Annotated in this window: 25 protein-coding genes; 16 read left to right on the top strand and 9 right to left on the bottom strand. The window is 66.1% G+C overall.

Annotated elements, in window-relative coordinates; all coding sequences use genetic code 11:
- Positions 1-113 precede the first annotated feature (113 nt).
- The 3 genes from FIV09_RS15815 to FIV09_RS15805 form a co-directional block, all read right to left on the bottom strand.
- Positions 114-893 carry an ATP-binding cassette domain-containing protein gene (locus FIV09_RS15815; RefSeq protein ID WP_172975752.1) on the bottom strand — a complete coding sequence of 260 codons (780 nt, stop codon included), beginning with the start codon at positions 891-893 and terminating at the stop codon, positions 114-116.
- A gap of 61 nt (positions 894-954) precedes the next feature.
- Positions 955-2,049 carry an ABC transporter permease gene (locus FIV09_RS15810; RefSeq protein ID WP_152451400.1) on the bottom strand — a complete coding sequence of 365 codons (1,095 nt, stop codon included), beginning with the start codon at positions 2,047-2,049 and terminating at the stop codon, positions 955-957.
- A 111-nt stretch (positions 2,050-2,160) separates the two neighbouring features.
- Entirely contained in the window at positions 2,161-3,192 is a 1,032-nt protein-coding gene (locus FIV09_RS15805; protein ID WP_152452669.1) for a sugar ABC transporter substrate-binding protein, read from the bottom strand.
- Positions 3,193-3,398: 206 nt separating this feature from the next.
- On the opposite strand from FIV09_RS15805, the gene FIV09_RS15800 reads away from it, so the two are divergent.
- Complete coding sequence (locus FIV09_RS15800) at positions 3,399-4,628, top strand: ROK family transcriptional regulator (RefSeq protein WP_254702248.1); 1,230 nt, start codon at positions 3,399-3,401, stop codon at positions 4,626-4,628.
- A gap of 130 nt (positions 4,629-4,758) precedes the next feature.
- On the opposite strand, the gene FIV09_RS15795 is transcribed toward FIV09_RS15800, so the two are convergent.
- Together FIV09_RS15795 and FIV09_RS15790 are read right to left on the bottom strand one after the other, a co-directional pair.
- Positions 4,759-6,069: an ammonium transporter gene (locus FIV09_RS15795; RefSeq protein WP_152451398.1), complete on the bottom strand. Its 1,311-nt coding sequence runs from the start codon at positions 6,067-6,069 to the stop codon at positions 4,759-4,761.
- A 45-nt stretch (positions 6,070-6,114) separates the two neighbouring features.
- The gene (locus tag FIV09_RS15790) at positions 6,115-6,453 is read right to left on the bottom strand and encodes a P-II family nitrogen regulator (protein ID WP_152451396.1); all 339 of its coding nucleotides are present in this window, start codon (positions 6,451-6,453) and stop codon (positions 6,115-6,117) included.
- 255 nt (positions 6,454-6,708) lie between these two features.
- Between FIV09_RS15790 and FIV09_RS15785 the strand changes: the two genes are divergently transcribed.
- The 7 genes from FIV09_RS15785 to FIV09_RS15755 all read left to right on the top strand — a co-directional run bounded on the left by FIV09_RS15785 (position 6,709) and on the right by FIV09_RS15755 (position 14,902).
- Positions 6,709-8,889: a transglycosylase domain-containing protein gene (locus FIV09_RS15785; RefSeq protein ID WP_152451394.1), complete on the top strand. Its 2,181-nt coding sequence runs from the start codon at positions 6,709-6,711 to the stop codon at positions 8,887-8,889.
- A gap of 121 nt (positions 8,890-9,010) precedes the next feature.
- Positions 9,011-10,750, top strand: a complete 1,740-nt coding sequence (locus FIV09_RS15780; protein WP_152451392.1) for a type I secretion system permease/ATPase — start codon at positions 9,011-9,013, stop codon at positions 10,748-10,750.
- Positions 10,747-12,039, top strand: coding sequence for an HlyD family type I secretion periplasmic adaptor subunit (locus FIV09_RS15775; protein WP_152451390.1), 1,293 nt, complete (start codon positions 10,747-10,749; stop codon positions 12,037-12,039). The genes FIV09_RS15780 and FIV09_RS15775 overlap by 4 nt, the downstream gene beginning before the upstream one ends.
- Positions 12,040-12,141: 102 nt before the next feature.
- Complete coding sequence (locus FIV09_RS15770) at positions 12,142-12,606, top strand: RidA family protein (RefSeq protein WP_152451388.1); 465 nt, start codon at positions 12,142-12,144, stop codon at positions 12,604-12,606.
- A 3-nt stretch (positions 12,607-12,609) separates the two neighbouring features.
- Positions 12,610-13,368, top strand: a complete 759-nt coding sequence (locus FIV09_RS15765; protein ID WP_152451386.1) for a glycerophosphodiester phosphodiesterase family protein — start codon at positions 12,610-12,612, stop codon at positions 13,366-13,368.
- Between the two features lie 86 nt (positions 13,369-13,454).
- On the top strand, positions 13,455-14,615 hold the full coding sequence (locus FIV09_RS15760; RefSeq protein ID WP_371417779.1) for a GNAT family N-acetyltransferase: 1,161 nt from the start codon (positions 13,455-13,457) through the stop codon (positions 14,613-14,615).
- A complete protein-coding gene (locus FIV09_RS15755; protein WP_152451382.1) occupies positions 14,612-14,902 on the top strand; it encodes a 4a-hydroxytetrahydrobiopterin dehydratase in 291 nt (96 codons plus the stop codon). Before FIV09_RS15760 ends, FIV09_RS15755 begins: the two co-directional genes overlap by 4 nt.
- Before the next feature lie 44 nt (positions 14,903-14,946).
- Here the strand turns inward: FIV09_RS15755 and FIV09_RS15750 are convergent, their stop codons facing one another.
- Positions 14,947-15,435, bottom strand: a complete 489-nt coding sequence (locus FIV09_RS15750; RefSeq protein ID WP_152451380.1) for a peroxiredoxin — start codon at positions 15,433-15,435, stop codon at positions 14,947-14,949.
- Positions 15,436-15,520: 85 nt separating this feature from the next.
- On the opposite strand from FIV09_RS15750, the gene FIV09_RS15745 reads away from it, so the two are divergent.
- The 3 genes from FIV09_RS15745 to FIV09_RS15735 all read left to right on the top strand — a co-directional run bounded on the left by FIV09_RS15745 (position 15,521) and on the right by FIV09_RS15735 (position 18,326).
- Positions 15,521-16,732, top strand: coding sequence for an NAD(P)/FAD-dependent oxidoreductase (locus tag FIV09_RS15745; RefSeq protein WP_152451378.1), 1,212 nt, complete (start codon positions 15,521-15,523; stop codon positions 16,730-16,732).
- Positions 16,729-17,286 carry a 16S rRNA (guanine(966)-N(2))-methyltransferase RsmD gene (gene rsmD, locus FIV09_RS15740; protein WP_152451376.1) on the top strand — a complete coding sequence of 186 codons (558 nt, stop codon included), beginning with the start codon at positions 16,729-16,731 and terminating at the stop codon, positions 17,284-17,286. The genes FIV09_RS15745 and rsmD overlap by 4 nt, the downstream gene beginning before the upstream one ends.
- A 71-nt stretch (positions 17,287-17,357) precedes the next feature.
- Positions 17,358-18,326: an MBL fold metallo-hydrolase gene (locus FIV09_RS15735; protein WP_152451374.1), complete on the top strand. Its 969-nt coding sequence runs from the start codon at positions 17,358-17,360 to the stop codon at positions 18,324-18,326.
- A gap of 33 nt (positions 18,327-18,359) precedes the next feature.
- Here FIV09_RS15735 and FIV09_RS15730 read toward each other — a convergent pair whose 3' ends face one another.
- The 3 genes from FIV09_RS15730 to sfsA form a co-directional block, all read right to left on the bottom strand.
- Positions 18,360-19,529: an MFS transporter gene (locus tag FIV09_RS15730; protein WP_152451372.1), complete on the bottom strand. Its 1,170-nt coding sequence runs from the start codon at positions 19,527-19,529 to the stop codon at positions 18,360-18,362.
- Positions 19,522-20,334 carry a type I methionyl aminopeptidase gene (map, locus tag FIV09_RS15725; protein WP_254702247.1) on the bottom strand — a complete coding sequence of 271 codons (813 nt, stop codon included), beginning with the start codon at positions 20,332-20,334 and terminating at the stop codon, positions 19,522-19,524. Before map ends, FIV09_RS15730 begins: the two co-directional genes overlap by 8 nt.
- A gap of 90 nt (positions 20,335-20,424) precedes the next feature.
- The gene (gene sfsA, locus FIV09_RS15720; protein WP_152451368.1) at positions 20,425-21,132 is read right to left on the bottom strand and encodes a DNA/RNA nuclease SfsA; all 708 of its coding nucleotides are present in this window, start codon (positions 21,130-21,132) and stop codon (positions 20,425-20,427) included.
- 48 nt (positions 21,133-21,180) lie between these two features.
- Between sfsA and FIV09_RS15715 the strand changes: the two genes are divergently transcribed.
- The 5 genes from FIV09_RS15715 (at position 21,181) to ispH (ending at position 25,159) form a co-directional block, all read left to right on the top strand.
- Positions 21,181-21,903, top strand: coding sequence for a molybdopterin-binding protein (locus tag FIV09_RS15715; protein WP_152451366.1), 723 nt, complete (start codon positions 21,181-21,183; stop codon positions 21,901-21,903).
- Complete coding sequence (locus FIV09_RS15710; protein ID WP_152451364.1) at positions 21,900-22,619, top strand: GNAT family N-acetyltransferase; 720 nt, start codon at positions 21,900-21,902, stop codon at positions 22,617-22,619. The genes FIV09_RS15715 and FIV09_RS15710 overlap by 4 nt, the downstream gene beginning before the upstream one ends.
- The gene (locus tag FIV09_RS15705; protein WP_152451362.1) at positions 22,613-23,188 is read left to right on the top strand and encodes a peroxidase-related enzyme; all 576 of its coding nucleotides are present in this window, start codon (positions 22,613-22,615) and stop codon (positions 23,186-23,188) included. Before FIV09_RS15710 ends, FIV09_RS15705 begins: the two co-directional genes overlap by 7 nt.
- Positions 23,160-24,131, top strand: a complete 972-nt coding sequence (locus FIV09_RS15700) for an OmpA family protein (protein ID WP_152451360.1) — start codon at positions 23,160-23,162, stop codon at positions 24,129-24,131. Before FIV09_RS15705 ends, FIV09_RS15700 begins: the two co-directional genes overlap by 29 nt.
- Positions 24,132-24,199: 68 nt before the next feature.
- Positions 24,200-25,159 carry a 4-hydroxy-3-methylbut-2-enyl diphosphate reductase gene (ispH, locus tag FIV09_RS15695; protein ID WP_152451358.1) on the top strand — a complete coding sequence of 320 codons (960 nt, stop codon included), beginning with the start codon at positions 24,200-24,202 and terminating at the stop codon, positions 25,157-25,159.
- Positions 25,160-25,204 lie beyond the last annotated feature (45 nt).

The raw sequence follows: 25,204 nt of genomic DNA, 5'->3' as shown, positions 1-25,204 counted from the left end.
GTTCGGCAGGAAGAGATAGGCAGCGATTGTGCCAGAAGTTTGGCTCGACGGGTGAACAGCAAACGGCCCGCCGGGAGGGGCGGGCCGGGCGTTGTAGATAGGACGGGGCGGGTTCAGGCCGCCTGCGCCTCGTCGGGCACCTTGGCGCCGGTCATGTAGGCCACCGCGTCGTTCATCGTGTGCTCCTTCGGATCGATCACGCAGAGCCGCTTGCCCAGCCGATGGACGTGGATGCGGTCCGCGATCTCGAAGACATGGGGCATGTTGTGGCTGATCAGCACGATCGGGATGCCGCGCGAGCGCACGTCCTGGATGAGCTCCAGCACCTTGCGGCTTTCCTTCACGCCCAGGGCCGCTGTCGGCTCGTCGAGGATGATGACCTTCGATCCGAACGCCGCCGCGCGGGCCACCGACACACCCTGGCGCTGACCACCCGACAGGGTCTCCACCGCCTGGTTGATGTTCTGGATCGTCATCAGGCCGAGCTCGCTGAGCTTCTCGCGGGCGAAAGCCTCCATCGCCTTGTTGTCGAGCATCTTGAAGTACTTGCCCATGAAGCCTTTCTTGCGGATTTCGCGGCCCACGAACATGTTGTCGACGATGGAGAGCGCAGGCGACAGGGCGAGCGTCTGGTAGACGGTCTCGATGCCCGCATTGCGCGCGCCCAGGGGCGAGGTGAAGGTGATGGGTTTGCCTTCAAGCTCGATGGAGCCTTCGTCGACCTGCACCGCGCCTGAAAGCGCCTTGATGAGGGAGGATTTCCCGGCGCCGTTATCGCCGATCACCGCGAGGATCTCGCCCGGGTAGAGGTCGAAGTCGGCGCTGTCGAGGGCGGTCACGCGGCCATAGCGCTTGACCAGACCGCGGGCCTTGAGGATGGGCTGCTCTGTCATTGCGATGCCTTTCCGAACGGGTGCGGACCTGCCGCGGTTGTGTGGGGATGCTTTGCGATGCTCATGCCGACACCTTCCGGATCCATTGGTCGATGGCTACCGCGAGGATGATCAGCCAGCCGATGGCGAAGACCTGCCATTGCACATCAAGACCGGCGAGGCGCAGACCGGATTCGAACACGCCCACGATGAGCGCCCCGAAGAGCGGCCCGAGGATCGAACCGCGTCCGCCGAAGAGGGAGATGCCCCCGATCACCACGGCGGTGATGCTTTGCAGGTTGGCCTCCGCGAAGGCGTTGGGCGAAATCGATCCGACCCGACCGATGGAGGCCCAGGCGGCGATGCCCACGACCAGACCGGCCATCATGTAAACGCTGAGCAGCATCCGGTCGGTCTTGATCCCGGCGAGTTCCGCGGCTTCCTTGTCATCGCCGATGGCATAGACATGGCGACCCCAGGCGGTCTTGTTGAGCATGTACCACAGGACCGCGAAGACGAGGATCATCAGGATCACGCCGAAGGTGATCCGGGCCGAGCCGATCGAGATGAAGGAGCCGAAGATCTTCAGGAATGGCGCAGAGGCGTCGAGATCCTGGCTGCGGATGGATTGCGATCCGGTCAGAAGGCGCAGGATCGACAGGAAGATGTACCAGGTGCCGAGCGTCACGATGAAGGGCGGCAGTTTCACCCGCGTGACGAACAGCCCGTTCATCAGGCCGCCGCCGATGGAGACGATGAAACCCAGGATCAGCGCGATGCCGCTGGGCAGGCCGAGATTGACACCGGTCAGGCCCATGATGACCGCCGAGAAGATCATCAGCGCGCCCACCGACAGGTCGATGCCCGCGGTCAGGATGATCAGCGATTGCGCGGCGGCGAGGATGCCGATGATCGACACCTGCTGCATCACGAGGCTGAGGTTGAACATGGTCAGGAACTTGCCCTCGGTGACCATGGGCAGGCTGAAGATCAGCACGCTCGCCACCAGCACCATGACGGGCACGAGCGTGGGATTGAGGTGCAGAATATGCTGCACGGTGTCCATCACTCCCCGGTGGCGCCGCTCGAACGAAGCCACGTTGGTGTCGCTGGAACTGAGTGAGCTTTCGAAGTCCTGCCCCGACGATTTGCGCGGCTCCGGCGGTGTGTCAGACATGATACGTCCTCCCTCGGTCAAGCGTGACCGAAACGGCATTCTGCGTCAAAGATTTGATGAGTGTGGGGTGGAAAGGGGCGCGCGGCCCCTTTCCGATTGGAAGGTGCGGGCTCAGCCCCAGCACTTCTCCAGCGCTTCGTCGGAGGTGATCGACGGGATGCCCTCGACGGGGGCATCGGTCACCAGCTCAACGCCGGTATTGTAGAAGTCGAGGCCTTCGGTGTTTTCGGGCATGGTGCCGTCCGCCGCGAATGCGGCGATCGCTTCCACGCCGAGGGAGGCCATGAGCAGCGGGAACTGCATGGAGGTCGCGCCGATCACGCCTTCCTTGACGTTCTGCACGCCGGGGCAGCCGCCATCGACGGACACGATCAGCGCCTGATCTTCCATCCCGAAGGAGCGCAGCGCCTCGTAGGCACCGGCCGCCGCGGGTTCGTTGATGGTGTAGACGACGTTGATCTCGTTATCGACCTGCATGAGGTTTTCCATCGCCGTGCGGCCACCTTCCTCGTTGCCGTTGGTCACGTCGTTGCCGACGATGCGCGGGTCGTCTTCGTCGCCGATGTCGGTCGGGTCCTTGATGTCGATGCCGAAGCCCTGAAGGAAGCCGTTGTTGCGCAGGTAATCGACCGAAACCTCACTGGCATTGAGGTCCAAGAGCGCGATCTTGGCGTTGGCGGGGTCTTCGAGCGTGGCTGCGGCCCACTGGCCGATCAGCTCACCGGCCTTGAAATTGTCGGTGGCGAAGGTCGCGTCGGCCACATCCGCGGGCTCGAAGGGTGTGTCGAGCGCGATGACGAGTGCGCCGGATTCGCGGGCCTGGGTGATGATCGGCGTCAGGGCAGGGCCGTCCGACGGGGTGATCAGGATGCCCTTGGCGCCTGCGGCGATGCAGCTCTCCACGGCGGCGATCTGGGTCTCGACGTCGCCGTCGATCTTGCCCGCATAGGAGTTCAGCTCGATGCCCAGCTCCTCGGACTTGGCTTCGGCGCCTTCCTTCATCTTCACGAAGAACGGGTTGGTGTCCGTCTTGGTGATCAGGCAGGCGCTGATGGCCTCATGCTCTGCGGCGAAGGCGGGGGCTGCGAGCAGCGAACCCAGCGCGGCGGCGCCGAGAAGCCGTGCGGTACGGGTCAATTTCATGGTCATGATGTTCCTCCCAGTGTATGTTGACGCAACGGCACCTCAGCCGTTGCGAAGGTAAGCCGGGCAAGCGCCAAGCATCCTGGTCCTAGGAAAACCGCATTTCTGCGCAGCTGTCAATAATAGATAAATCAATGTGATTTATTATTGACAATCGGTTGTTTTTCTTGGTTAATCGGGCCACTTCCTATCGCAGGAGACATCCCTTGTCCGTATCGGCCAAGACCCCGCAAGCGCCTGAGCGCATCGAGATCGTGCCGGAATTGCGCGGTTCGAATCAGTCCGGATTGCGGGCGCATAACGAACGACTGGTTCTGTCCCTGGTGCGTCGTCACGGGGAGCTGGCAAAGGCCGATATCGCCCGCCGGACGGGGCTGTCCGCGCAGACAGTGTCCGTGATCATGCGCAAGCTCGAGGCCGAGGGGCTGCTGAGCAAGGGCGATCCCATTCGCGGAAAGGTGGGCCAGCCGTTGGTGCCCATGCACCTCGCGCCGGACGGGGCCTATTTCCTCGGGCTGAAGATCGGCAGACGCAGCGCCGAGATGGTGCTGATCGATTTTCTGGGCAAGGTCCTCAACCGCACCATGAGCGTGCATCATTTCCCGACGCCCGATGGCATGGTCGCGTTTGCGCGCGACAGCATCGAGACGCTGACAGCCGATCTTTCCATGGGGCAGCGCGGGCGCATCGCGGGGCTTGGCATCGCGATGCCCTACCAGATCTGGGAATGGGGCGACCTCATCGGGCTCGACCCCGCCGAGATGGCCGAGTGGCGGCATCGCGATATCCGTGCGGAGATCGCAGACATGATCGACCTGCCGGTTTTCCTGCAGAACGATGCAAGTGCCGCCTGCGGGGCGGAGCTGACCTTTGGCGCGCCGCATGTGGCGAGCTCCTATCTCTATTTCTATTTCGGGTATTTCGTCGGCGGCGGCGTGGTCCTGAACGGCTCCCTGTTCACGGGGCTGTCGGACAATGCCGGGGCGACGGGTCCGATGCCGGTGCCCGACAGGCAGGGCGGGCTCACGCATCTGATGGATGTCGCCTCGCTGTCGACGCTTGAGAACATGCTGAAGGCGCAGGGGGTGGAGACCGCCCCGATGTGGCTCAGCCCGACCGACTGGCCTTTCGACGACGCCGCTTGTGCGGCCTGGATCGAACAGGCGGGGCATGCCCTTGCGCATGCCATCGCCTCGGCGATCTGCGTGCTGGATTTCCCGTGCATCGTGGTCGATGGCTGGATGCCGCCCGCCTTGCGCGACCAGCTTGTGGCCGAGGCGGACCGGGTTCTGAGCAATCTCGACACGGTCGGGCTCGTGCAGCCGGTGATCGAGCCGGGCCGGGTCGGCCCCGATGCGCGGGCGCTGGGGGCTGCCAGCCTGCCGCTGTCGGAGCGCTTCCTTCTGGATACGAGCGCCATCCTCGGCGCGTATTAGGCGTTCCTGTCACGCCAGCGCGGCGCGTGGTCTTCGGGCTGCGCGCTTTTTCGTGTCGCGTCACGGCCTTGCGGGCAGAAAAAAACCCGGGCGTTGCCGCCCGGGTCAGAAGGTCCAAGAGGAGGGAGGATTACCCCTTGGTGAAGTCCGGATAGGCTTCCATGCCCAGCTCCGACATATCGAGGCCGTTGATCTCGGCTTCCTCGGAGACACGGATGCCCATGATCGCCTTCAGGATGAACCACACGATGGCGGAGACCACGAAGGTGAAGATGCCGATGGACACGATGCCCAGAACCTGCGCGCCCCAGTTGCCGGTGTAGAAGGCCACGGCGAGCGTGCCCCAGATGCCGGCGAAGAGGTGCACCGGGATGGCGCCGACGACGTCGTCGATCTTCAGCTTGTCGAGCAGCGGAACGGTGAAGACCACGATCAGGCCACCCACGGCGCCGGTCAGCAGCGAGCCGAAGAGCGACGGTGCGAGCGGCTCGGCGGTGATCGAGACGAGACCGGCCAGTGCGCCGTTCAGGGTCATCGTCAGGTCGGGCTTCTTGTACATCACCTGGCTCAGGATCAGGGCTGCAACAGCACCGGCCGCGGCGGCCATGTTGGTGTTGGCGAAGATGCGCGATACGTCGGTGACGTCACCCACGGTGCCCATGGCCAGCTGCGAGCCGCCGTTGAAGCCGAACCAGCCGAGCCACAGGATGAACGTGCCCAGCGTGGCGAGCGCGAGGTTGGAGCCCGGCATCGGAACCGTGCGGCCATCCTTGAACTTGCCGATACGGGGGCCGAGGATCAGCGCGCCTGCAAGGGCTGCCCAGCCACCGGCTGCGTGCACCAGCGTCGAGCCTGCGAAGTCGGAGAAGCCCGCTTCCGAGAGCCAGCCGCCGCCCCACTGCCAGGACGCTTCGATCGGGTAGATGACGCCGGTCAGGATCGCGACGAAGATCAGGAATGGCCAGAGCTTGATGCGCTCGGCGAGCGTGCCGGAGACGATCGACGCGGTGGTCGCGCAGAACATCAGCTGGAAGAAGAAGTCCGAACCGACCGATGCGTAATCGAGCGATGCATCCGCCGCGGCAAGGCCCACGGGCTCAAGCGACGTGATCGAGAAGAACGGGCCGACATAGCCTTCGATCATCCACTCGCCGGGATACATCAGGTTGAAGCCGATCAGCCAGTACATGATCGCGGCAATGCCAAACAGACCGATGTTCTTGGTCAGCTGCATGGTCACGTTCTTGGAGCGCACGAGGCCCGCCTCGAGCATCGCGAAGCCCGCGGCCATCCAGAAGACGAGGAAGCCGCCGATAAGGAAGAGCAGCGTGGTAAAGATATACGGGTTGACGTCAGGGGCCGCCTCGGCGTCCTGCGCAAGACCCAGGCTCGGAAGCGCGATAAGCGCAACGGCCGGGGCGAGAGTCTTGAGAAGTTTCATGGTTTTCCGTTTCCCTTGATAGTCTTGTCGCAATGCGGCTCGCCGTCAGAGCGCGTCCGCATCCGTCTCGCCGGTCCGCACGCGGATCGCCTGGCCCACATCGAGGACAAACACCTTGCCGTCGCCGATTTTCCCGGTCTTTGCGGTGCTGGTGATGGTCTCGACCACCTGGTCGGCCATGGATGCCGCCACGACGATCTCGAGCTTGATCTTCGGCACGAAGTTCACGGCATATTCTGCGCCACGGTAGATTTCGGTGTGTCCGGACTGGGAGCCGAAGCCCTTGATCTCGGTCACCATCATGCCGCGCACGCCGATGGAGGTCAGAGCTTCGCGCACCTCCTCGAGCTTGAACGGCTTGATCGTCGCAATGATGAGTTTCACCTTTGTCCCTTTCGGTTTGGCAGGGCTCTCCTGCAATTCGTACCGAGAGGTAAGAGGCCGCATGGCTGCCGAAGGAAGGTTTTCGTCGAGATTCCCGTGCGTTTTTCGCAGGCGAAAGCACAATTAATGGGCAGTTATGGAAAAATGCACAAAAAGCGGGCGAAAAAATGATGGTGAAATCGGGTCGCACTCGGTCCACAAGCCACCGCGCAACCGTTATCTTACCCACAAACAACAGGTGGCCGGGCAGGGCATATGAGTGATTCAGGCAAGGACAAGCGGCGGCTGGTGGCCGATCGGCGGTATGCGTCCAAGGCGAAGGCGCCCGCGCGGAAACCCGCGCCCAAGAAGGCGGCAAAATCGCGCCGGGCCAAGCCTGCGCGGCGTCACAGCAACCCCATCGTGGCCTTCGTCAGCGCGATCCTGCGCGGGATCGGCCGCCTGATCTGGCTCGTCGTCTCGCGCGTCACGCTCGTGGTCGTGCTGCTGATCGCCGCCTGGACCGGCTACACCTATACGCAGCTTCCCCCGGCCTCAGAGATGCTGGACGGTCGCGCCAAGGGCTCCGTCACGCTTTACGATCGCAACGACGAGGTCTTCGCCTGGCGGGGCGATCAGTTCGGCGGCGTGGTGACCGCCGACACCGTGTCGCGGCATCTCAAACATGCGGTGATCGCGACCGAGGACCGGCGCTTCTACTGGCACATGGGCATCTCGCCGCGCGGCGTGGCCTCCGCGATCCGCATCAACCTGCGGGAAGGGCGCGGCCCGCTGCAGGGGCATGGCGGCTCCACCATCACGCAGCAGACGGCGAAGCTTCTGTGCCTGGGCGTGACGTTCGACCAGGAGATCTGGGAGTCCGAGGCGGCCTATGTCGCGGATTGCCGGAAGACCTCGCTCGCGCGGAAGGCCCGCGAGGCGATCTATTCGCTCGCGATGGAGGCCAAGTACACCAAGGACGAGATCCTCTCGATCTACCTCAACCGGGCCTATATGGGCGCAGGTGCCTACGGTGCCGAGGCCGCGTCGCAGCGCTATTTCTCGAAGCCTGCCGCCCTGCTGGAACCCGCAGAGGGGGCGATGCTGGCCGGTCTGCTGACCGCGCCCTCGACGCTTGCGCCGACGAACGACCTCGAACGCAGTCAGAACCGCGCCAACGTGGTGATCGGTCTGATGGAGGATCAGGGCTACCTGACCGCCGCCGAAGCGCAGGAGGCGCGGGCCAACCCCGCCACCCTGTCCGAGGCTGCAGAACGGCGCACGGGCGGCTATTTCGCCGACTGGGTCATGGATACGCTGCCGCCCTTTGCCGACGTCTCCTCCCGCGAGGACGTGGAGATCACCACGACGCTAGATCCCCGTCTGCAGGACGCGGCCGAAGCGGCGATGACCAACATCTTCGAAAGCAAGGTGCGCGAAGGATCGAAAGCGCAGGCCGCGATCGTCATCATGTCCGCCGATGGCGCCGTGCGCGCCATGGTGGGCGGGCGCAAGCTGGGCGTGTCGGGCGTGTTCAACCGCGCGACACAGGCCAAGAGGCAGACCGGGTCGGCCTTCAAACCCTTCGTCTACGCCACAGCACTCGAGCTTGGCTATTCGCCCTACGACACCGTGGTCGATGAGCCGTTCTGCATGAACATTCCGGGCTCCGGCCAATGGTGTCCGGAGAATTACACCCGCAATTACGCGGGCCGGGTGACCATGACCGAGGCGCTGAAGCGGTCGCTCAACATCCCCGCCGTGAAGATTTCCGAAAGCGTGGGCCGTGATCTCGTGGCTCGGGTGGCCACGGATTTCGGCATCGACAGCCGCGTCGTGGACACGCCCTCGGTGGCGCTCGGTGTCTCGGAGGCTTCGCTTCTGGAGATGACGGGCGCTTTCGCGGGCATTCTCAACGGCGGCTCTTCCGTGGCGCCATACGGCATCACGCGGATGCGCTACCAGGGCGACAACGATCCCTTGCTCGATGCCAGTGGCGGTATCGGCGAGCGGGTCATTCAGGAAGAGGCCGCGCGCCAGTTGGTCTTCATGATGGAGAAGGTCGTCGCCGAGGGGACCGGAACGCGGGCGCAGCTTGATGGACGGCCCGCGGCGGGCAAGACCGGGACGTCGAACGAGCAGCGGGATGCGTGGTTCGTGGGCTTCACCGCGGATTACGTGGCCGGTGTCTGGATGGGGTATGACGACAACACGCCGCTGACCGGCGTGACCGGCGGCGGGCTGCCGGCGGAGATCTGGCGCGAGGCGATGATGCGGGTTCATGACGGGTTGCCCGTGCGCGACCTGCCCATGACCGTGCCGGAGCGGCCCCAGCCCCAGGTGCAACAACAGCCGCAACGCCAGCAGCCGCAGCCGCAGCCCCAACGGCGCCAACGCCAGAACGATCCGGTGGGCGATATCCTCAACCAGGTCTTGAGGGATCTTTTCGGCAACTGAGCGGTGAAATACCTGCGCGAAACGCGCCCGCGTAAATAGACAGCTAACGCTTGCCGCCGTAACGTGTCGCCCGGGACGGCCCGTGCGCGGGCCATCAGGCAGATGACGGACGGCAAGCGGCATGAGCGGAACTGATGTGTCGGCAAAGGCGGAGCTGGGACGCGCGCGCGCGCAGGTGCGGCGCGGCCTGATCGCGGTCGCCCTCTTCAGTGCCGTGGTCAACATCCTGATGTTCACCGGGCCGCTCTACATGTTGCAGGTTTATGATCGCGTGCTCGGCTCCGGCTCGGTGGAGACGCTGGTCGCGCTGTCGGGGCTCGCGATCTTTCTCTATGCCGCGATGGGTCTGCTCGACGCTCTGCGGGCGCGGGCGCTGGGCCGGATCGCAGGGGCGTTTCAGGCGCGGCTCGATCCCGTGGCCTTCGAGGTCGCACTCGATCCCGAGGGCGCGACGAGCAAGGGCGACGGCCCGGCTCCCGGCCCCGACGCGCTGTCGGCCATGACGCGGGGCCTCTCGTCCTCCGCGGCGTCATCCGTCTTCGATATCCCTTGGACGCCGCTTTTCCTGTTGGTGATCACGCTCTTTCATCCGTGGCTTGGTATTCTGGCGGCCTGCGGCGGTGCCGTGCTGATCCTCGTGGCGCTGACCCAACGCTGGACCACCACCGCGCGCGAGGCGGCGTTCACCCAGAACGTGCGGCGCGGTCAGAGGCTCGAGCAACTGGCCAAGGCCGAGCGGGAGACCGTCCATGCGCTGGGCATGGGCCGCGCACTGGTCGGCCGCTGGCAGGCCATCCGGCGCGAGGGGCTGGGCGACCACCTCGTGCTGTCCGACCGGATCGGCGGCTTCACTGCCACCGCCCGCGCGATCCGGCTGCTGCTGCAATCGGCGATGCTGGGTCTGGGCGCTTACCTCGCCATCATGGGTTCGCTCAGCCCCGGTGCGATGATCGCGGCCTCGATTTTGCTGGGGAGGGCGCTCGCACCGATCGAGACGGTGATCGGACAATGGCGGCTTCTCTCCTCGGCGCTGGCCGCCTCGAAGGCGATGTCGCGGGCGGTCAGCGCACGCCCCGCCCCGCCCGAACGGCTGGCGCTGCCGCGTCCCGAGGCGCGCATCGAGGTGCAGGGTGTGACCGTGCTGCCCCCGGGCCAGCCCGAGCCCACGCTGCGCGGTGTGTCCTTCACGCTGGAGCCGGGTCAGGCGCTTGGCGTGATCGGTCCCTCGGGGGCCGGGAAGACCACGCTGGCCCGCGCGCTTGTCGGGCTATGGCCCGCGCGAATCGGCGATATCCGTCTGGGCGGCGCGCGGCTCGACCGCTACGAGGAAGAGCGGCTGGGCCGGCTGGTCGGCTACCTGCCGCAGCATATCGCCCTTTTCGACGGCACCGTGGCCGAGAATATCGCGCGGATGGATCCCGATCCCGACGCGGATGCGGTTCTGAAAGCCGCCAAGGCAGCGGGCGTGCATGACATGATCCTGCAATTGCCGCAGGGCTACGAGACGCAGATCACCGCGCCGGGCGCGCCTCTGTCGGGCGGGCAGGTGCAGCGCGTGGGGCTGGCGCGCGCGCTTTACGGTGACCCGGTGCTGCTGGTCCTCGATGAGCCCGATGCCCATCTCGACCATCCGGGCGGGGAGGCGCTGAATGCCGCGATCCGGCACATGAAGGCCGAAGGCGGCGCCGCGATCATCATGGCCCATCGGCCCGCGGCGATCGCGGAATGCGACATGCTGCTGATGCTGGAGAACGGGCAGCGCACGTCCTTCGGCCCGCGCAAGGAGGTGATGCGCGCGCGCGTCTCCAACCATGCCAAGATCGCCACGGCCCGGAAGACCGGAACGGGAGGGAGCGCATGACCGACCTGACCTTTTCGCTCCGTTCAACCCTTTTCGCGGGTCTCGGCGCCATAGCGCTGCTGGGCGCGGGCCTTGGCGGATGGGCGGCCCTGACCGAAATCGAAGGCGCGGTCGTTGCCTCCGCCGTGGTCGAAGTGGCCGCGGAGGAAAGCGTCGTGCAGCATCCCGAAGGCGGCGTGGTGTCCGACGTCATGGTCCGCGAGGGCGAAAGCGTGGCCGCGGGTGCCACCCTTCTGCGCTTCGATCCGACCCGTATCGATGCGGAGATTGCCGAGGCCGACAGCCAGTATTTCGAGTTTCTCGCCCGTCGCGCCCGGCTGGAGGCGGAGCGGGACGGGCGCGCGGTGCCGGTCTTTCCGCCCGAGCTTGAGGCGCGCGCGGCAGAGGATCCCGACGTGGCCGAATTGATGGAGGGGCAGGTGCGCTTCCTCGATGCACGCGCCGATGCGCTGGCCCGTGCGGAGGATGAGCGCCGCCTGATCCGCGCGCGGCTGGCCGATGATTTGCGCGCCCTCGAGACGGAGCGGCGCGGTATTCTCATCGAGACGGAGATCGTGGCCGAAGAACTCGCCGATCAGCAAAGCCTGCTCGATCAGGGGCTCGTGCAGATGAGCCGCGTGCGCAACCTGCGCCGCACCGAGGCGCAGCTCGCCACCCAACTCGAGACGCTGGAGGCGCGCACCAGCGCCACGCGCATCCGCATAGAGGAGATCGCCGCCGAAGCCGCCCGGATGGCGCAGGAACGCCGGGCCGATGTCATCGGAGAGCTGCGCGAGGTGCGCGCCCGCACTCGTCTTCTGGCAGCGGAGCGCGCGGCCCTGGCCGAGGACCGCCGCCGCCTGGAGATCGTCGCCCCCGTCGCGGGCGTCATCCACGATCTGCGCGTGACCGCCGCGCGCGCGGTGATCGCCCCGCGCGATCCGATCATGACGCTCGTGCCGCAGGATGAGACCTTCCGCGTGATGGCCCGGATCGCGCCCGCCGATATCGACCGGGTCTGGCGCGGCCAGCCGGTCACGCTGCAGCTCACGGCGCTCGATCAGCGCCGCACGCCCCGCGTCGACGGCGAGGTGCGCTGGGTCTCGGCGGATGCGCTCGTCGATCCACAGCAGGGCACGGCCTATTACCGCGCCGAGATCGCCTTCGCGGCGGAGCAATTGCCTGAAGGCGCCAGCCTCGTGCCCGGAATGCCGGTGGAGGCGTTTCTGCGCACCGGCGCCCGCACGCCCATGTCCTACCTGCTCAAACCGCTGACCGATTACATGACGCGGGCCTTCCGGGAAGCCTGATTGCTGCGCATCGCCGCAGCACTTCGCGCCACGTGAATTGCGGGTTTTCTCCGGTTTCGGGGCGGACTAGCTTGGCACCAACGAAATCCATGCGAGGCGCTCATGAGCAATCCGATCGAAACCCGGCTATCCGACCTTGGCCTGAGCCTGCCCGACGCGCCGGCACCTGCGGCGAATTACGTGCCCTTCGTTCAAAGCGGCAACATGCTCTATGTCTCGGGGCAGATCAGCCAGACCGCGGGTGGCCTGGCCCTTGGCAAGCTTGGCGCGGACATGGATGTCGCGGCAGGCGCGGAGGCGGCGAAATCCTGCGCCCTCAGCCTCATCGCGCAAGCGCGCGCTGCGTGTGACGGCGATCTGACGCGGATCGCGCGGGTCGTGAAACTGACAGGTTTCGTCAATTCGACCGCCGATTTCACCGATCAGCCGAAGGTCATCAACGGGGCTTCGGATCTCATGGTCGCGGTCTTCGGAGATGCCGGGCGGCATGCCCGCTCTGCCGTGTCGGCGGCGTCGCTGCCCTTGGGCGTTGCGGTCGAGATCGAAGCCATCTTCGAGCTGGTCTGACGCATGGGGCCCGCGCTGCCGCCGGACTTTCTGACCCGTCCCATCGCACATCGTGGTCTGCACGATGCCGATGCGGGCCGCCCGGAAAACTCGATTGCCGCCTGCGAGGCCGCGATCGAGAAGGGCTACGGGATCGAGATCGATCTGCAATTGTCCGGCGACGGGCAGCCGATGGTCTTTCATGATTACGATCTGGGACGCATGACCGGGATCGCGGGCGCTGTCCGCACCAAGAGCGCGCAGGCGCTGATGGATCTGCGGCTTGCCGGCACGGAGGAAAAGATCCCGACCCTCACCGACCTGCTGAAAGTGGTGGCTGGACGCGTGCCGCTCCTGATCGAACTCAAGGACCAGGATGGCGCGATGGGGCCCGATATCGGGGCACTTGAGGCGGCGACGGCAGGCATTCTGGCCAATTATCGGGGCGCCGTTGCCGTGATGTCCTTCAACCCCCATTCGGTGACGCGGCTGGCGGAGCTGATGCCGAAGGTGCCGCGCGGGCTGATTACCTCGGCCTTCGAGGCCGAGGATTGGCCGCATCTGTCGGAAGGCACGCGGCTGCGCTTGGCGGGCATGCCTGACCTTGAGACATCGGGGGCGAACTTCATCAGCCACGATCGGCGCGCGCTCGACATGCCGCGCGTGGCCGAGGTCGCGGCGGCGGGTCTTCCGGTGCTGTGCTGGACCGTCAAGAGCGCCGAGCAGGAGGCGGACGCACGGCAGATTGCCCACAACATCACGTTCGAGGGTTACGACGCTTGAACCCCGGCCGCGCGGGGCCAGATTAAGCCCCGACAAGGCAGGGACCCATGGACGACACAGCCTCCGAGCGCACCATTTCCATCTCGATGCATCGTAGTCTCGCAGCCATTGCGCCCGAGGTCTGGGATGCCTGTGCCTGCCCCGAAGCCGCAGATGGCGGCCCCCCCGACGATCCCTTCACGACGCACCGGTTCCTCTATGCGCTGGAGCGGTCCGGCTCCGTCGGGACCGGATCGGGCTGGGACCCGCGTTACCTGACCGCAGAGATCGGCGATGAGGTGATCGGCGTCGCGCCGCTTTACGTCAAATCCCACAGCCAGGGCGAATACATCTTCGATCACAACTGGGCCCATGCCTTCGAGCGCGCGGGCGGGCGGTATTACCCCAAGCTGCAGATCGCGGTGCCCTTCACGCCCGCCACCGGCAAGCGGCTTCTGGCCCGGCCCGGCTTCGAGATGGAGGCGGAGGCCGCGCTTTTGCAGGGCGCTGTGCAATTGGGCGCGGAGAACGGGCTGTCCTCGCTGCATATCACCTTCTGCACCGAAGAAGAGGCCATCCGTGGGGCCGAGCGTGGGCTTCTGCACCGGGTCACGCAGCAATTTCACTGGCTGAATGACGGCTATGGCAGCTTCGATGATTTTCTGGCCTCGCTGTCGTCGCGCAAGCGCAAGAACATCCGCAAGGAACGCGCGCAGGCCCAGGGGTTTGGCGGCACGATCCACCGGCTGTCGGGTGACGATCTGAAACCCGAGCACTGGGACGCGTTCTGGACCTTCTACCAGGACACCGGTGCGCGGAAATGGGGCACGCCCTATCTGACGCGCGCCTTTTTCGACGAGGCGCAGGAGACGCTGCGCGATGACATGGTGCTGGTGCTGGCCGAACGCGACGGCCGCTATGTGGCGGGTGCGCTGAACTTCGCCGGGCGCGATGTGCTTTACGGGCGGTATTGGGGCTGCACCGAACACCATCCCTGCCTGCATTTCGAGCTGTGCTATTACCAGGCCATCGACATCGCGATCGAGCGGGGCCTGTCGCGGGTCGAGGCGGGCGCGCAGGGCGAGCACAAGCTTGCGCGCGGCTATCTGCCCTCCGAGACGCATTCGCTGCACTGGATCGCAGATAGCGGTTTTTCGGACGCGGTTGAGAACTACCTGCAGGCGGAGAGACGGGCCATTGCCGAGGATATCGAAGTGCTGACCGCCTATGGCCCCTTCCGCAAAGCAAATCCGGAGGAACAGGAATGACCGAGAAGCTGACCGACCCCGCACAGAATGCCGACCTCGCCCCGCTGCTGAAAAACGGCTGGGAGCTGAGCGACGGGCAGGATGCCATCACCAAGAGCTTCAAGTTCGATGACTTCGTCGGCGCGTTCGGCTGGATGGCAAAGGCCGCGATCCATGCCGAGAAGATGGATCATCACCCGGAATGGTCGAATGTCTACAACACGGTCACGGTCACGCTGACCACCCATGACGTGGACGGGCTTTCGCCGCTCGATGTTCAACTCGCAGGCAAGATGGACGCGCTCTGACGCGGCCATGGCAGGGCAGGGGCATTCCCCCGCCCGTGCCGGTATCAGATCGCGGCGAGCAGCGCCTCGCCGCCGGTCGCCTCGCAGACGCCCCGGCTTTCTTCCTCGTGGAAGACCTGCACGACACCATCCTCGGCCACCAGCGCATAGCGGATGGAGCGGTCGATGAAGCCCACGGGCGGGGCGGAGAAATTCATGCCCACAGCCTTGGTGAAGGCGCTTTCGGCATCGGCCAGCATGGTGATCCCGGCCTCTTCGGCGCCCGTGGCCTTGGCCCAGGTCCCCAGCACGAAAGGATCGTTGACCGCGATGCAGATGATCTCGTCGATGCCCTTTTCGGCAAAGCCGTCCTTGGTGCGGATGAAGCTCGGCACATGCGCGGAATGGCAGGTCGGCGTGAAGGCGCCCGGCACGGCGAAGATCACCACGCGACGGCCTTTCAGCTTCTCGCCAAGATCGACAGTCTCCGGCCCGTCGGGGCCCATGCGGGTCAGTGTCGCTCCCGGCAGCGTATCACCCACGGATATCGGCATTGCACGTCCTTTCGCATTTGCGTCCTCTCAGGGCGGGATATAGGCGGTATCGGGAAAAGGAAATGGTGTGTGCGGAGGACCTGACATGAGCCATGTCGTGGTGATCGGAGCGGGACAGGCGGGCGCATCCTGCGTCGCGCGGCTGCGCCAGCAGGGCTTCGAAGGCCGGGTCACGCTGGTGGGCGATGAGCCGGTTCTGCCCTATCAGCGCCCGCCCTTGTCGAAGGCCTATCTTCTGGGCGACATGCCATTGGAGCGGCTCTATCTGCGGCCCGAGCGCTTCTACGAGGAAAACGCCATCGACCTGCGGCTGGGGTCTCCGGTCGACCGGATCGATCCGGCCGCGCGGCAGATCGTGCTGGGGGACGAGGCGTTGCCCTATGACGAACTCGTTCTCACGACGGGATCGGTGCCACGGCGCCTGCCTGCCGCGATGGGCGGCGATCTGGACGGGATCTTCACGGTGCGCACACTGGCCGATGTGGACGCGATGGCCCCGCAGGTCACCGAAGGCGGGCGCGTCCTGATTGTGGGCGGCGGCTATATCGGGCTCGAAGCCGCAGCCGTTGCCGCCAAACGCGGGCTCAAGGTCACGCTCGTGGAGATGGCCGACCGCATCCTCGCGCGGGTCGCGGCCTCCGAGACGGCGGATTATTTCCGGGCGCTGCACAGCGCGCATGGGGTCGATATCCGCGAAGGCACGGGGCTCAAGCGGCTTATTGGCGAGGAGGGCCGCGTCGTCGCGGCGGAGCTGTCGGATGGCACGCGGATCGACGTGGATTTCGTCATCGCGGGCGTCGGCATCCTGCCCGATACCCGTCTGGCCGAGGCGGCGGGTCTCGTGATCGAGAACGGCATCCGCACCGATGCGCAGGGACGCAGCTCGGACCCGCATATCTGGGCGGCGGGCGATTGCGCCTCCTTCCCGCATGAGGGCGCGCAGATGCGGCTGGAAAGCGTGGGCAATGCCATCGACCAGGCGGAATGCGTGGCCGACAACATTGCGGGGCAGCCGCGGGACTACACGGCCAAGCCCTGGTTCTGGTCGGATCAATACGACGTCAAATTGCAGATCGCGGGCCTGTCCACCGGGCATGACCAGGTCGTGACCCGCAAGGGCGAGGGGGGCGCGCAATCGGTCTGGTATTTCGCGCAAGGGCGACTCATTGCGGTGGATGCGATGAACGACCCGCGCGCCTACATGGTCGGCAAGCGCCTGATCGAGGCGGGCAAATCGCCCGATCCCGCCGCGCTGGGCGATCCGGCCACGGACCTCAAGGCGCTTTTGCGCGCGTGAGGATCATCGCGGGCACATATCGCGGCCGCGCGCTGACGCCTGTGGGCAAGGGGGATCCTGCGGCGCATCTGCGGCCCACCACGGACCGCGTGCGCGAGAGCCTCTTCAACATGCTGGGCGGCGGACGGTTCGAAGATCCCTTCACCGGCGCGCGCGTGCTCGATCTTTTCGCGGGCACCGGGGCGCTGGGGCTCGAGGCGCTGTCGCGCGGGGCGGCGCATGTGACCTTCGTCGAGGACGGGCGCCGCGCGCAGGCGATCCTGCGCAAGAACATCGCGCTTCTGGAATGTGCGGCTGAGACGCGGCTGGTCGCTCGCGACGCAACGCGCCTGCCTGAGACGGAGGCGCCCGCGCAACTGGTCTTTCTCGATCCGCCCTATGGCAAGGGGCTGGGCGCACGCGCCCTGACCGCGGCACGGACCGGCGGCTGGATCGCGCCGGGTGCGCTGATCGTCTGGGAAGAGGCCAGCGCGCAGACCGCGCCCGAGGGTTTCGCACCGCTTGAGACGCGCCGCTACGGTGATACCCATGTGACGCTGCTCAGGGCCGTGTAAAAACCGCTGGCCAAGTCCGGGTCGCTTCCGTACCGTTCCATTCAAATATATGAATATAGGGAGAAGAGACCATGACCTTTAGCCCCAGCCGTCGTGCACTTCTGAAGATCGCCGCTGCGATGCCCGCGCTCACGCTGACCGCGACGGCATCCCGCGCGGCCATCACGGCCCCCGGCGCACCCAATCCGGGCTTCATGCGGTTCACCTTCGGCGAGGCGGCGGTCACCGTGGTCTCGGACGGGCATCTCGAAATCCCCGCCGACGGGCTTGGCGTCAATGCCGATCCCGAAGAGGTGCGCGCCTTCCTGACACGGCATTTCCTGTCGCCCGAGACGAATTACTCCCACACCAATCACGTCGTGATCGAGACCGGCGAGGCGGTTGTGCTGGTCGATATCGGGTCGGGCAACCGCTTCCTGCCTACGGCGGGGCGGCTTCTGGACAATCTCTCGGCAGCGGGGATCGATGCGGAGGCGATCACGCATCTCGTCATCACCCATGCGCATCCCGATCACATCTGGGGCATCCGCGACGATTTCGACGAGGCATTGCTGCCGCAGGCGCAGAAATTTCTGGGCCAAGTCGAACGCGATTTCTGGATGGATGAGGGGCTGGTGAACCAGGTGCCCGCCGAGATGCAGCAATTCGTTGTGGGCGCGCAGAACTCCATCGCGGCGGAAGGCGCGGAATGGACCCTCGTCGGCGACGAGACGGAGATCGTGCCGGGATTGCGCGTGATCGACACGCCCGGACATACGCCCGGCCATCAGAGCCTGATCCTCGAATCGGGTGGCGCGCAGATGCTGATCACCGGTGATGCGATGAACCACGCCTATCTGAACTTCGCGCATCCCGGCTGGGTCAACAATTTCGACATGGACGGCGACCAGACCTCGGCGACCCGGATGCGCCTTCTGGACATGGCCACTGCGGACGGGATGGCCGTGCTGGGCTACCACTTCCCCTATCCCGGCGTCGGTCACGTGATGCGCGAGGGCGACGCCTACCGCTTCGTCCCCGCTCTGTGGCGCTGGGAATGACGGCGTTCTAAGGCCGGGAGGGGCGGGCGGGCTTTACTCCCGGCCCGCCCGCACCGCGAAATGGCGGGACGCCAGCAAGTGCGTCATCGCGAAGATCGCGCCGATCGCGCCCGTCAGGCCAAGCGCCATCAGCCCCAAAGTCTCAAGGATGCTGGCGCCGATGGCGCTGCCCACGGCACTGCCCACATAGATCGCAGCTGCGTTGAGGGCGAGCACGACGCTCGCCTCCTCGGGGGCCAGGCGCAGGATCCGGATTTGCTGCGCGGCCATGAAGGACCAGCCCATCAGCGACCAGAAGAAAAGGAGCGGGATCAGCGCCCAGATCGGGTAGGGCAGGAAGGAGAAGAGCGGCATCGTGACCGCGACGCTGCCCAGGATCAGGAGGAGCGTCGGCATGTAGCCGATCCGGTCGGCCATCCATCCCCCCAGAAGGTTGCCCAGGACGGCACCCACCCCGAGGATCAGCAGAACAAGCGTCAGCCCATCGCGCGCAAAGCCCATCGTCTCGGTCAGGAGCGGCGCGAGATAGGTGTAGAGGATGAAGATCGCCCCAAGCATCGACGCGGTAAAGAGCACGGCGCCCATGGCGATCCCGTCGCGCATGACATGGCCCAGATCCCGCAGCGTCACGGGGGCGAAGCGCAGGCCCTTCGGCACCCGCACCCAGACGAGCGCCACCGCGAGCACCGCCAGCGCGGCGACCATCCAGAAGGCCATCCGCCAGCCGAACGTGAAGGCGATCCAGCTGCCCGCAGGTACGCCCGCCACTTGAGCCAGCGACAGTCCGAAGATCACGGCGGCCAGCACCTTGCCCCGGTTCTGATCGGAGGCGAGGCCCGCCGCAACCGCGGCCGAGACCGGCGTGAACATGCCAGCCCCTGCCGCGGCTGCCGCGCGCGCGGCCAGCAGCATCGGAAAGGAGGTCGCTGTCGCACAACCCAGCATGCCAAGTCCGAACAGCGTCATGCCGAAGGCCAGCACGCGCCTGCGCCCGATATTGCCGGTCACGGAGACGAGGATGGGGGACAGGGCCGCGTAGGACAGTGCGTAGATGGTCATCAGCCAGCCTGCCGCGCCGCGCGACACCGACAGGCCCTCGGCAATCGGATCGATCAACCCGATGACGATGAAGGCGCCCATGCCGATGACGAAGTTGGAAGCCGACAGCGTGGCGATGACGCTGCGGCCTGCGGCGTCACCCATAGGTCGGGTGGAAGCGTCCCGCGGGCGAGTTGGTGAAGATGTCGACCCCGTCCGAGGTCACGCCGACCGAATGTTCGAACTGCGCCGACAGAGACTTGTCGCGCGTCACCGCCGTCCAGTCATCGGCCAGAACCTTGGTCTCGTGGCGACCGAGATTCACCATGGGCTCGATGGTGAAGAACATGCCTTCCTCAAGGACCGGCCCGGTGCCCGCGCGGCCGTAATGCAGCACATTGGGCGGTGCGTGGAAGACGCGGCCCAGCCCGTGGCCGCAGAAGTCGCGCACGACGGACATGCGCTGTCCTTCCACGTAGGATTGGATGGCATGGCCAATATCGCCGAAGGTGTTGCCGGGCTTCACCGCGTCAATGCCCATCATCAGCGCATCATAGGTCACCTGGATGAGCCGCTCGGATTTGCGAGGCAGCTTGCCTGCGACATACATCCGGCTCGTATCGCCGAACCAGCCATCGACGATCACCGTGACGTCGATGTTCAGGATGTCGCCGTCCTTCAGCTTCTTCTCGCCGGGAATGCCGTGGCAGACCACGTGATTGACGCTGATGCAGGTCGCGTGCTGGTAGCCCTTGTAGCCGATCGTGGCGGAGGTAGCGCCCTCCTCCTCGATGCGGGTGCGGATGAAATCGTCGATCGCACCGGTGGTCTGGCCGACGAAGACATGCTCCGCCACCTCGTCGAGCAGCTGGGCTGCAAGACGGCCTGCCTTGTGCATCCCGTCGAAATCGGCGGGGTCGTAGATGCGGATACCGTCGCGGGTCAGACGGCCTCGGGGCACTTCGTTCACACCGGGTCTCCAATTTTTCCTTGACGTGCAATGTAGTGCGTTTGGAGGCATTTTGCCAACCGAATGCTGCAACGCAGCTATACAAGGGGTTCAAACGTCTTTCAGGGGGATCATGCCGTCGGGAATGATTCGCTCTGGCGTGATCCGGGTGCCGAGGGCCAGCATCTCCACGCCACGGGCGGCGGCGTCCGCGAAGGCGCTCGCATAGGCGGGGTCGATATCGGCGGCAATGCTCAAACTTTCCGCATCATCGCGGGCCAGCAGAAAGAGCATCACCGCGCGATGTCCCGCCTCGGCCATCTGCGCGAGTTCGTGCAAATGCTTGGTGCCGCGTGCGGTGACACTGTCGGGAAACTCGGCCCGGCCCGGGCTGCGCGACAGGGTCGCGGATTTGACCTCGACATAGGCATCGGCACGGCCCTCCGCCTGCAGCAGAAAATCGACGCGGCTGCCGTCCCCGTATTTCTGCTCAGGCCGGATCTGGTCGTAGCCTTCGAGCCCCGGAACGGCGCCCGCCTCCAGCGCTTCGCGCACCACCCGATTGGCCATGCCGGTATCGACGCAGACGCGCCCGCCGCCCGGCACCTCGACGATCTTCCAGCTCCATTTGAGCTTTTTCTTAGGGTCGTCATTGGGCTCCACCCAGATGCGCGATCCGGGCTCGGCGAGGCCCATCATCGAGCCGGGATTGGCGCAATGCGCGGTCACCTCGCGCCCATCCTCGAGCGTGATATCGGCGAGGAAGCGTTTGTAACGGCGGATCAGCCGCGCGGGGACGAGAGGGGTTTGAAAGCGCATGTTGCGGGCCTATAGCTAGTCGGCAGACCAAGGCCAAGGAGACAGATCATGCCGAACCCCCGTGCCGCGATGCTGGTGATCGGTGATGAAATCCTCTCCGGCCGGACGCGGGATGCCAACATGCATTTTCTCGCGGGCGAGTTCACCAAGCGCGGCGTGGATCTGGCCGAGGTGCGCATCGTCTCGGACGATCGCGCGGCCATCGTGAACGCGCTGACAGCCCTGCGCGACAGCTTCGATGTGGTCGTGACCTCGGGCGGGATCGGACCCACCCATGACGACATCACCGCAGATTGCGTGGCTGAAGCCTTCGACGTCCATATTGACGTACGCGACGATGCCCGCGCGATCCTGGCCGAACATTACGACCGCAGCGGCAAGGAGCTGAACGAGGCGCGTCTGCGCATGGCGCGTATCCCCGACGGCGCCACGCTGATCGAGAACCCGGTCTCGGCCGCGCCGGGCTTCACCATCGGCAATGTGCATGTGATGGCGGGCGTGCCTTCGGTCTTTCAGGCCATGGTCGCGAGCGTCCTGCCGACGATCACCGGCGGCGCGCCGATGCTGAGCCAGTCGCTCCGCGTCGAGCGCGGCGAGGGCGATATCGCCGGGCCGCTGCGCATTCTGGCCGAGGAATTCACCGACCTCTCCTTCGGCTCATATCCGTTCTACGACGAAGGGGTGCACGGCGCCAATATTATGGTGCGCGGCACGGATCCGGGCCGGGTCGACGCGGCGATGACGCGGCTTTCGGACCTCTTTGCCGCATGATCGACCTGACCGCCGCCCTCGCTGCCACCTGGCCCGCGCTGCGGCAGATCGACGTTCCGGGTTTCACATTGCGGGAGGGCGCGGGGGGCGGCAGCCGGGTCTCCGCCGCAACGGCGCTTGAGGGCTGGCGCGCAGAGGATATCGCGGGCGCCGAGGCGGGCATGCGGGATTTGGGGCAGCGGCCGCTTTTCATGGTGCGGGAGGGCGAGGCGGCGCTCGATGCGCAGCTCGAGGCGCGGGGCTATGTCATCGCCGATCCGACCGTCTTGCGCGCCGCCTCCATCGATGTGCTGGATGACCGCGAGATCCCGCGCGTGACCGTCTTCACCATCTGGGAGCCGCTGGCGATCATGACCGAGATCTGGTCGGCAGGTGGCATCGGGCCTGCACGTCTTGCGGTGATGGCGCGGGCCCAGGACCCCAAGACCGCGATCTTCGGGCGCATCAAGGACCAGCCCGCGGGCACCGCCTTCGCCGCCGTCCATGACGGCACCGTCTTCGTGCATGCCGTCGAGGTGCTGCCGCGCCTGCGCCGCAATGGCCTTGCGGCCTGGATGATGCGGCAGGCCGCGCGTTGGGGCCGGGGCCATGGCGCAAGCCAGGTGGCGATCCTTGTCACGCGCGCCAATGAGGGGGCCAATGCGCTCTATGCTTCCCTTGGGATGGCGGAGGTGGGAGGATACCATTACCGCAAGCATCCAGAGGAGCCATCGTGAGCGACACCTCCGCCCCCACCGCGCTCGACCTGCCGCCGGTCGATCCGTTGCCGCCCGAGACGCAGAAATACTTCGATATCTGTCAGGACAAGCTTGGCATGGTGCCGAATGTGCTGCGCGCCCATGCTTTTGACATCGACAAGCTCAACGCCTTCACGGCGCTCTACAATGACCTGATGCTTGCAGAAAGCGGGCTCAGCAAGCTCGAACGCGAGATGATCGCGGTCTGCGTCTCCGCGATCAATCGCTGTTTCTACTGCCTCACGGCGCATGGCGCGGCCGTCCGCGCGCTCTCGGGGGATCCGAAGCTCGGCGAGATGCTGGTGATGAATTGGCGGGTTGCGGACCTGTCCGAGCGGCACCGCGCGATGCTGCTCTTCACGGAGAAGGTCACCAAGGCCTCCGCCGAGATCGAGGAGACCGACCGCGCGGCCTTGCGCGCAGCGGGCTTCTCGGATCGCGATATCTGGGACATCGCCAACGTGGCGGGCTTTTTCAACATGACGAATCGCGTCGCGAGCGCGACCGACATGCGGCCGAATGACGACTATCATTCCCAGGCGCGCTGACGGCGCGCTCCGGCTGTGGCTATGGCTGTGGCTCTGCGTCTGGGCGGGCCCCCTTGTGGCGCTGGATCTTCCCTTGCCCGAAGGGGCCGCCGAGACGGTGTCGCGGACAGATGACGGCGGGCGGCTTGCACTGCCCACCGGACCCTGGCGCGCCGAGGGCGGCATCCCGACAGAGGTGATCGAGGGCCGCGTCACCCGGCAGGCCTGGCAGATACCGCAATCGCAACGCACGCCGACGCAGCTTCTGAGCCCGATCCGCGATGCTCTGGGTGAGGCGGGGTTCGAGACGCGGCTCGATTGCGCGGATCGGCGCTGTGGCGGCTTCGACTTCCGCTTCGCCATCGATGTGCTGCCCGCGCCCGGCATGTATATCGATCTGTCGAATTACCGCTTTCTGTCCGCGGTCGGGCCAGACGGCGCGGGCGTGACCGTCCTGACCAGCCGGACGCAGGCGGCGGGCTTTGTCCAGATCCTGCATGTCACGCCGGGCGTGACGGGCAGCGAGGATAACGACGGGCCGACAGCCGATGCGACCGGCAATGGCCCGGTCGTGCGGAACAGTGTCGGCCAGGGCGATATCGCGACGCTGGAGGCGCGAGGGGCGATCGTCCTCTCGGGTGTGGATTTCGGCAGCGGTGCGGCCAGTCTCGGTGAGGGGCCCTTCCCGATGCTCGACGCGCTGGTGGCGTATCTGGCCGCGAACCCGGACCGGCAGATCCTTCTGGTCGGGCATACCGATGCGGTGGGCTCGCTGGCGGGCAACCGGGCCCTGTCGCAGCGCCGGGCGGCTGCCGTCGCCGAGTACCTGCGCGGGGCGGGGGCGGATGCGGCGCAGATCGCCTCCGAAGGGGCGGGGTATCTCGCGCCCATCGCCTCCAACCTCACCGAGGCGGGGCGTCGTGCCAACCGCCGCGTCGAGGCGGTGCTTTTGCCGCGCGAGTGAGTGCACCTCCGGGGGTGGATTCGCGCCGGTCCTTCGCTTACCTGTGACGGGACGACAGGAGAGCCTTCATGGATACGCCCGCCCTTCCGCCCCTCACGCTGTATCTGGCCGCGCCGCGCGGCTTCTGCGCCGGTGTCGACCGCGCGATCAAGATCGTCGAAATGGCGCTGCAGAAATGGGGCGCGCCGGTCTATGTGCGCCACGAGATCGTGCACAACAAATACGTCGTCGACGGGCTGCGCGAGAAGGGCGCGGTCTTTGTCGAGGAGCTGGAAGACTGCCCCGAGGATCGTCCGGTGATCTTCTCGGCCCATGGTGTGCCGAAGGCCGTGCCCGCCGAGGCGAGAGCGCGCGAGATGGTCTATGTGGACGCGACCTGTCCGCTCGTCTCCAAGGTGCATATCGAAGCCGCGCGCCATCACGAGAACGGCCTGCAGATGGTCATGATCGGCCATGCGGGCCATCCCGAGACGGTGGGCACGATGGGTCAGCTGCCCGAGGGCGAAGTGCTGTTGGTCGAGGAGCCCGCCGACGTGGCCCTGCTCGAGGTGCGCGATCCCGAGCGGCTGGCCTACGTGACGCAGACCACGCTCTCGATTGACGACACGGCCGATGTGGTGGCCGCCCTTCGCGCGCGGTTCCCGGCCATCGTCGGCCCGCACAAGGAAGATATCTGCTACGCGACCACCAATCGGCAGGAAGCAGTGAAGGCGATGGCGCCCGATTGCGACGCGCTGCTGGTCGTGGGCGCGCCCAATTCGTCGAACTCGAAGCGGCTCGTCGAGGTCGGGGCGAAGGCGGGCTGCAAATATGCGCAGCTCGTGCAGCGGGCGACCGATATCGATTGGCGCGCGCTCGAAGGCATCCGAACGATCGGCCTGACCGCGGGGGCGTCCGCGCCCGACGTGCTGATCGAGGAGGTGATCGAGGCCTTCCGCGCACGCTACGACCTCAACGTCGAGACCGTGACCACCGCCGAGGAGAACGTCGAGTTCAAGGTGCCGCGCGTCCTACGCGAGCCGGCCTGAGGCGTCGCGACGACGCCCGCCCGGGCGGAGAAGCTGCGGCGCCAG

This window comes from Roseivivax sp. THAF197b (genome assembly GCF_009363255.1).
Lineage (GTDB): Bacteria > Pseudomonadota > Alphaproteobacteria > Rhodobacterales > Rhodobacteraceae > Roseivivax.
Note: the sequence above shows the minus strand (reverse complement) of the source record. Positions and strands in the feature narration are given on the sequence as shown.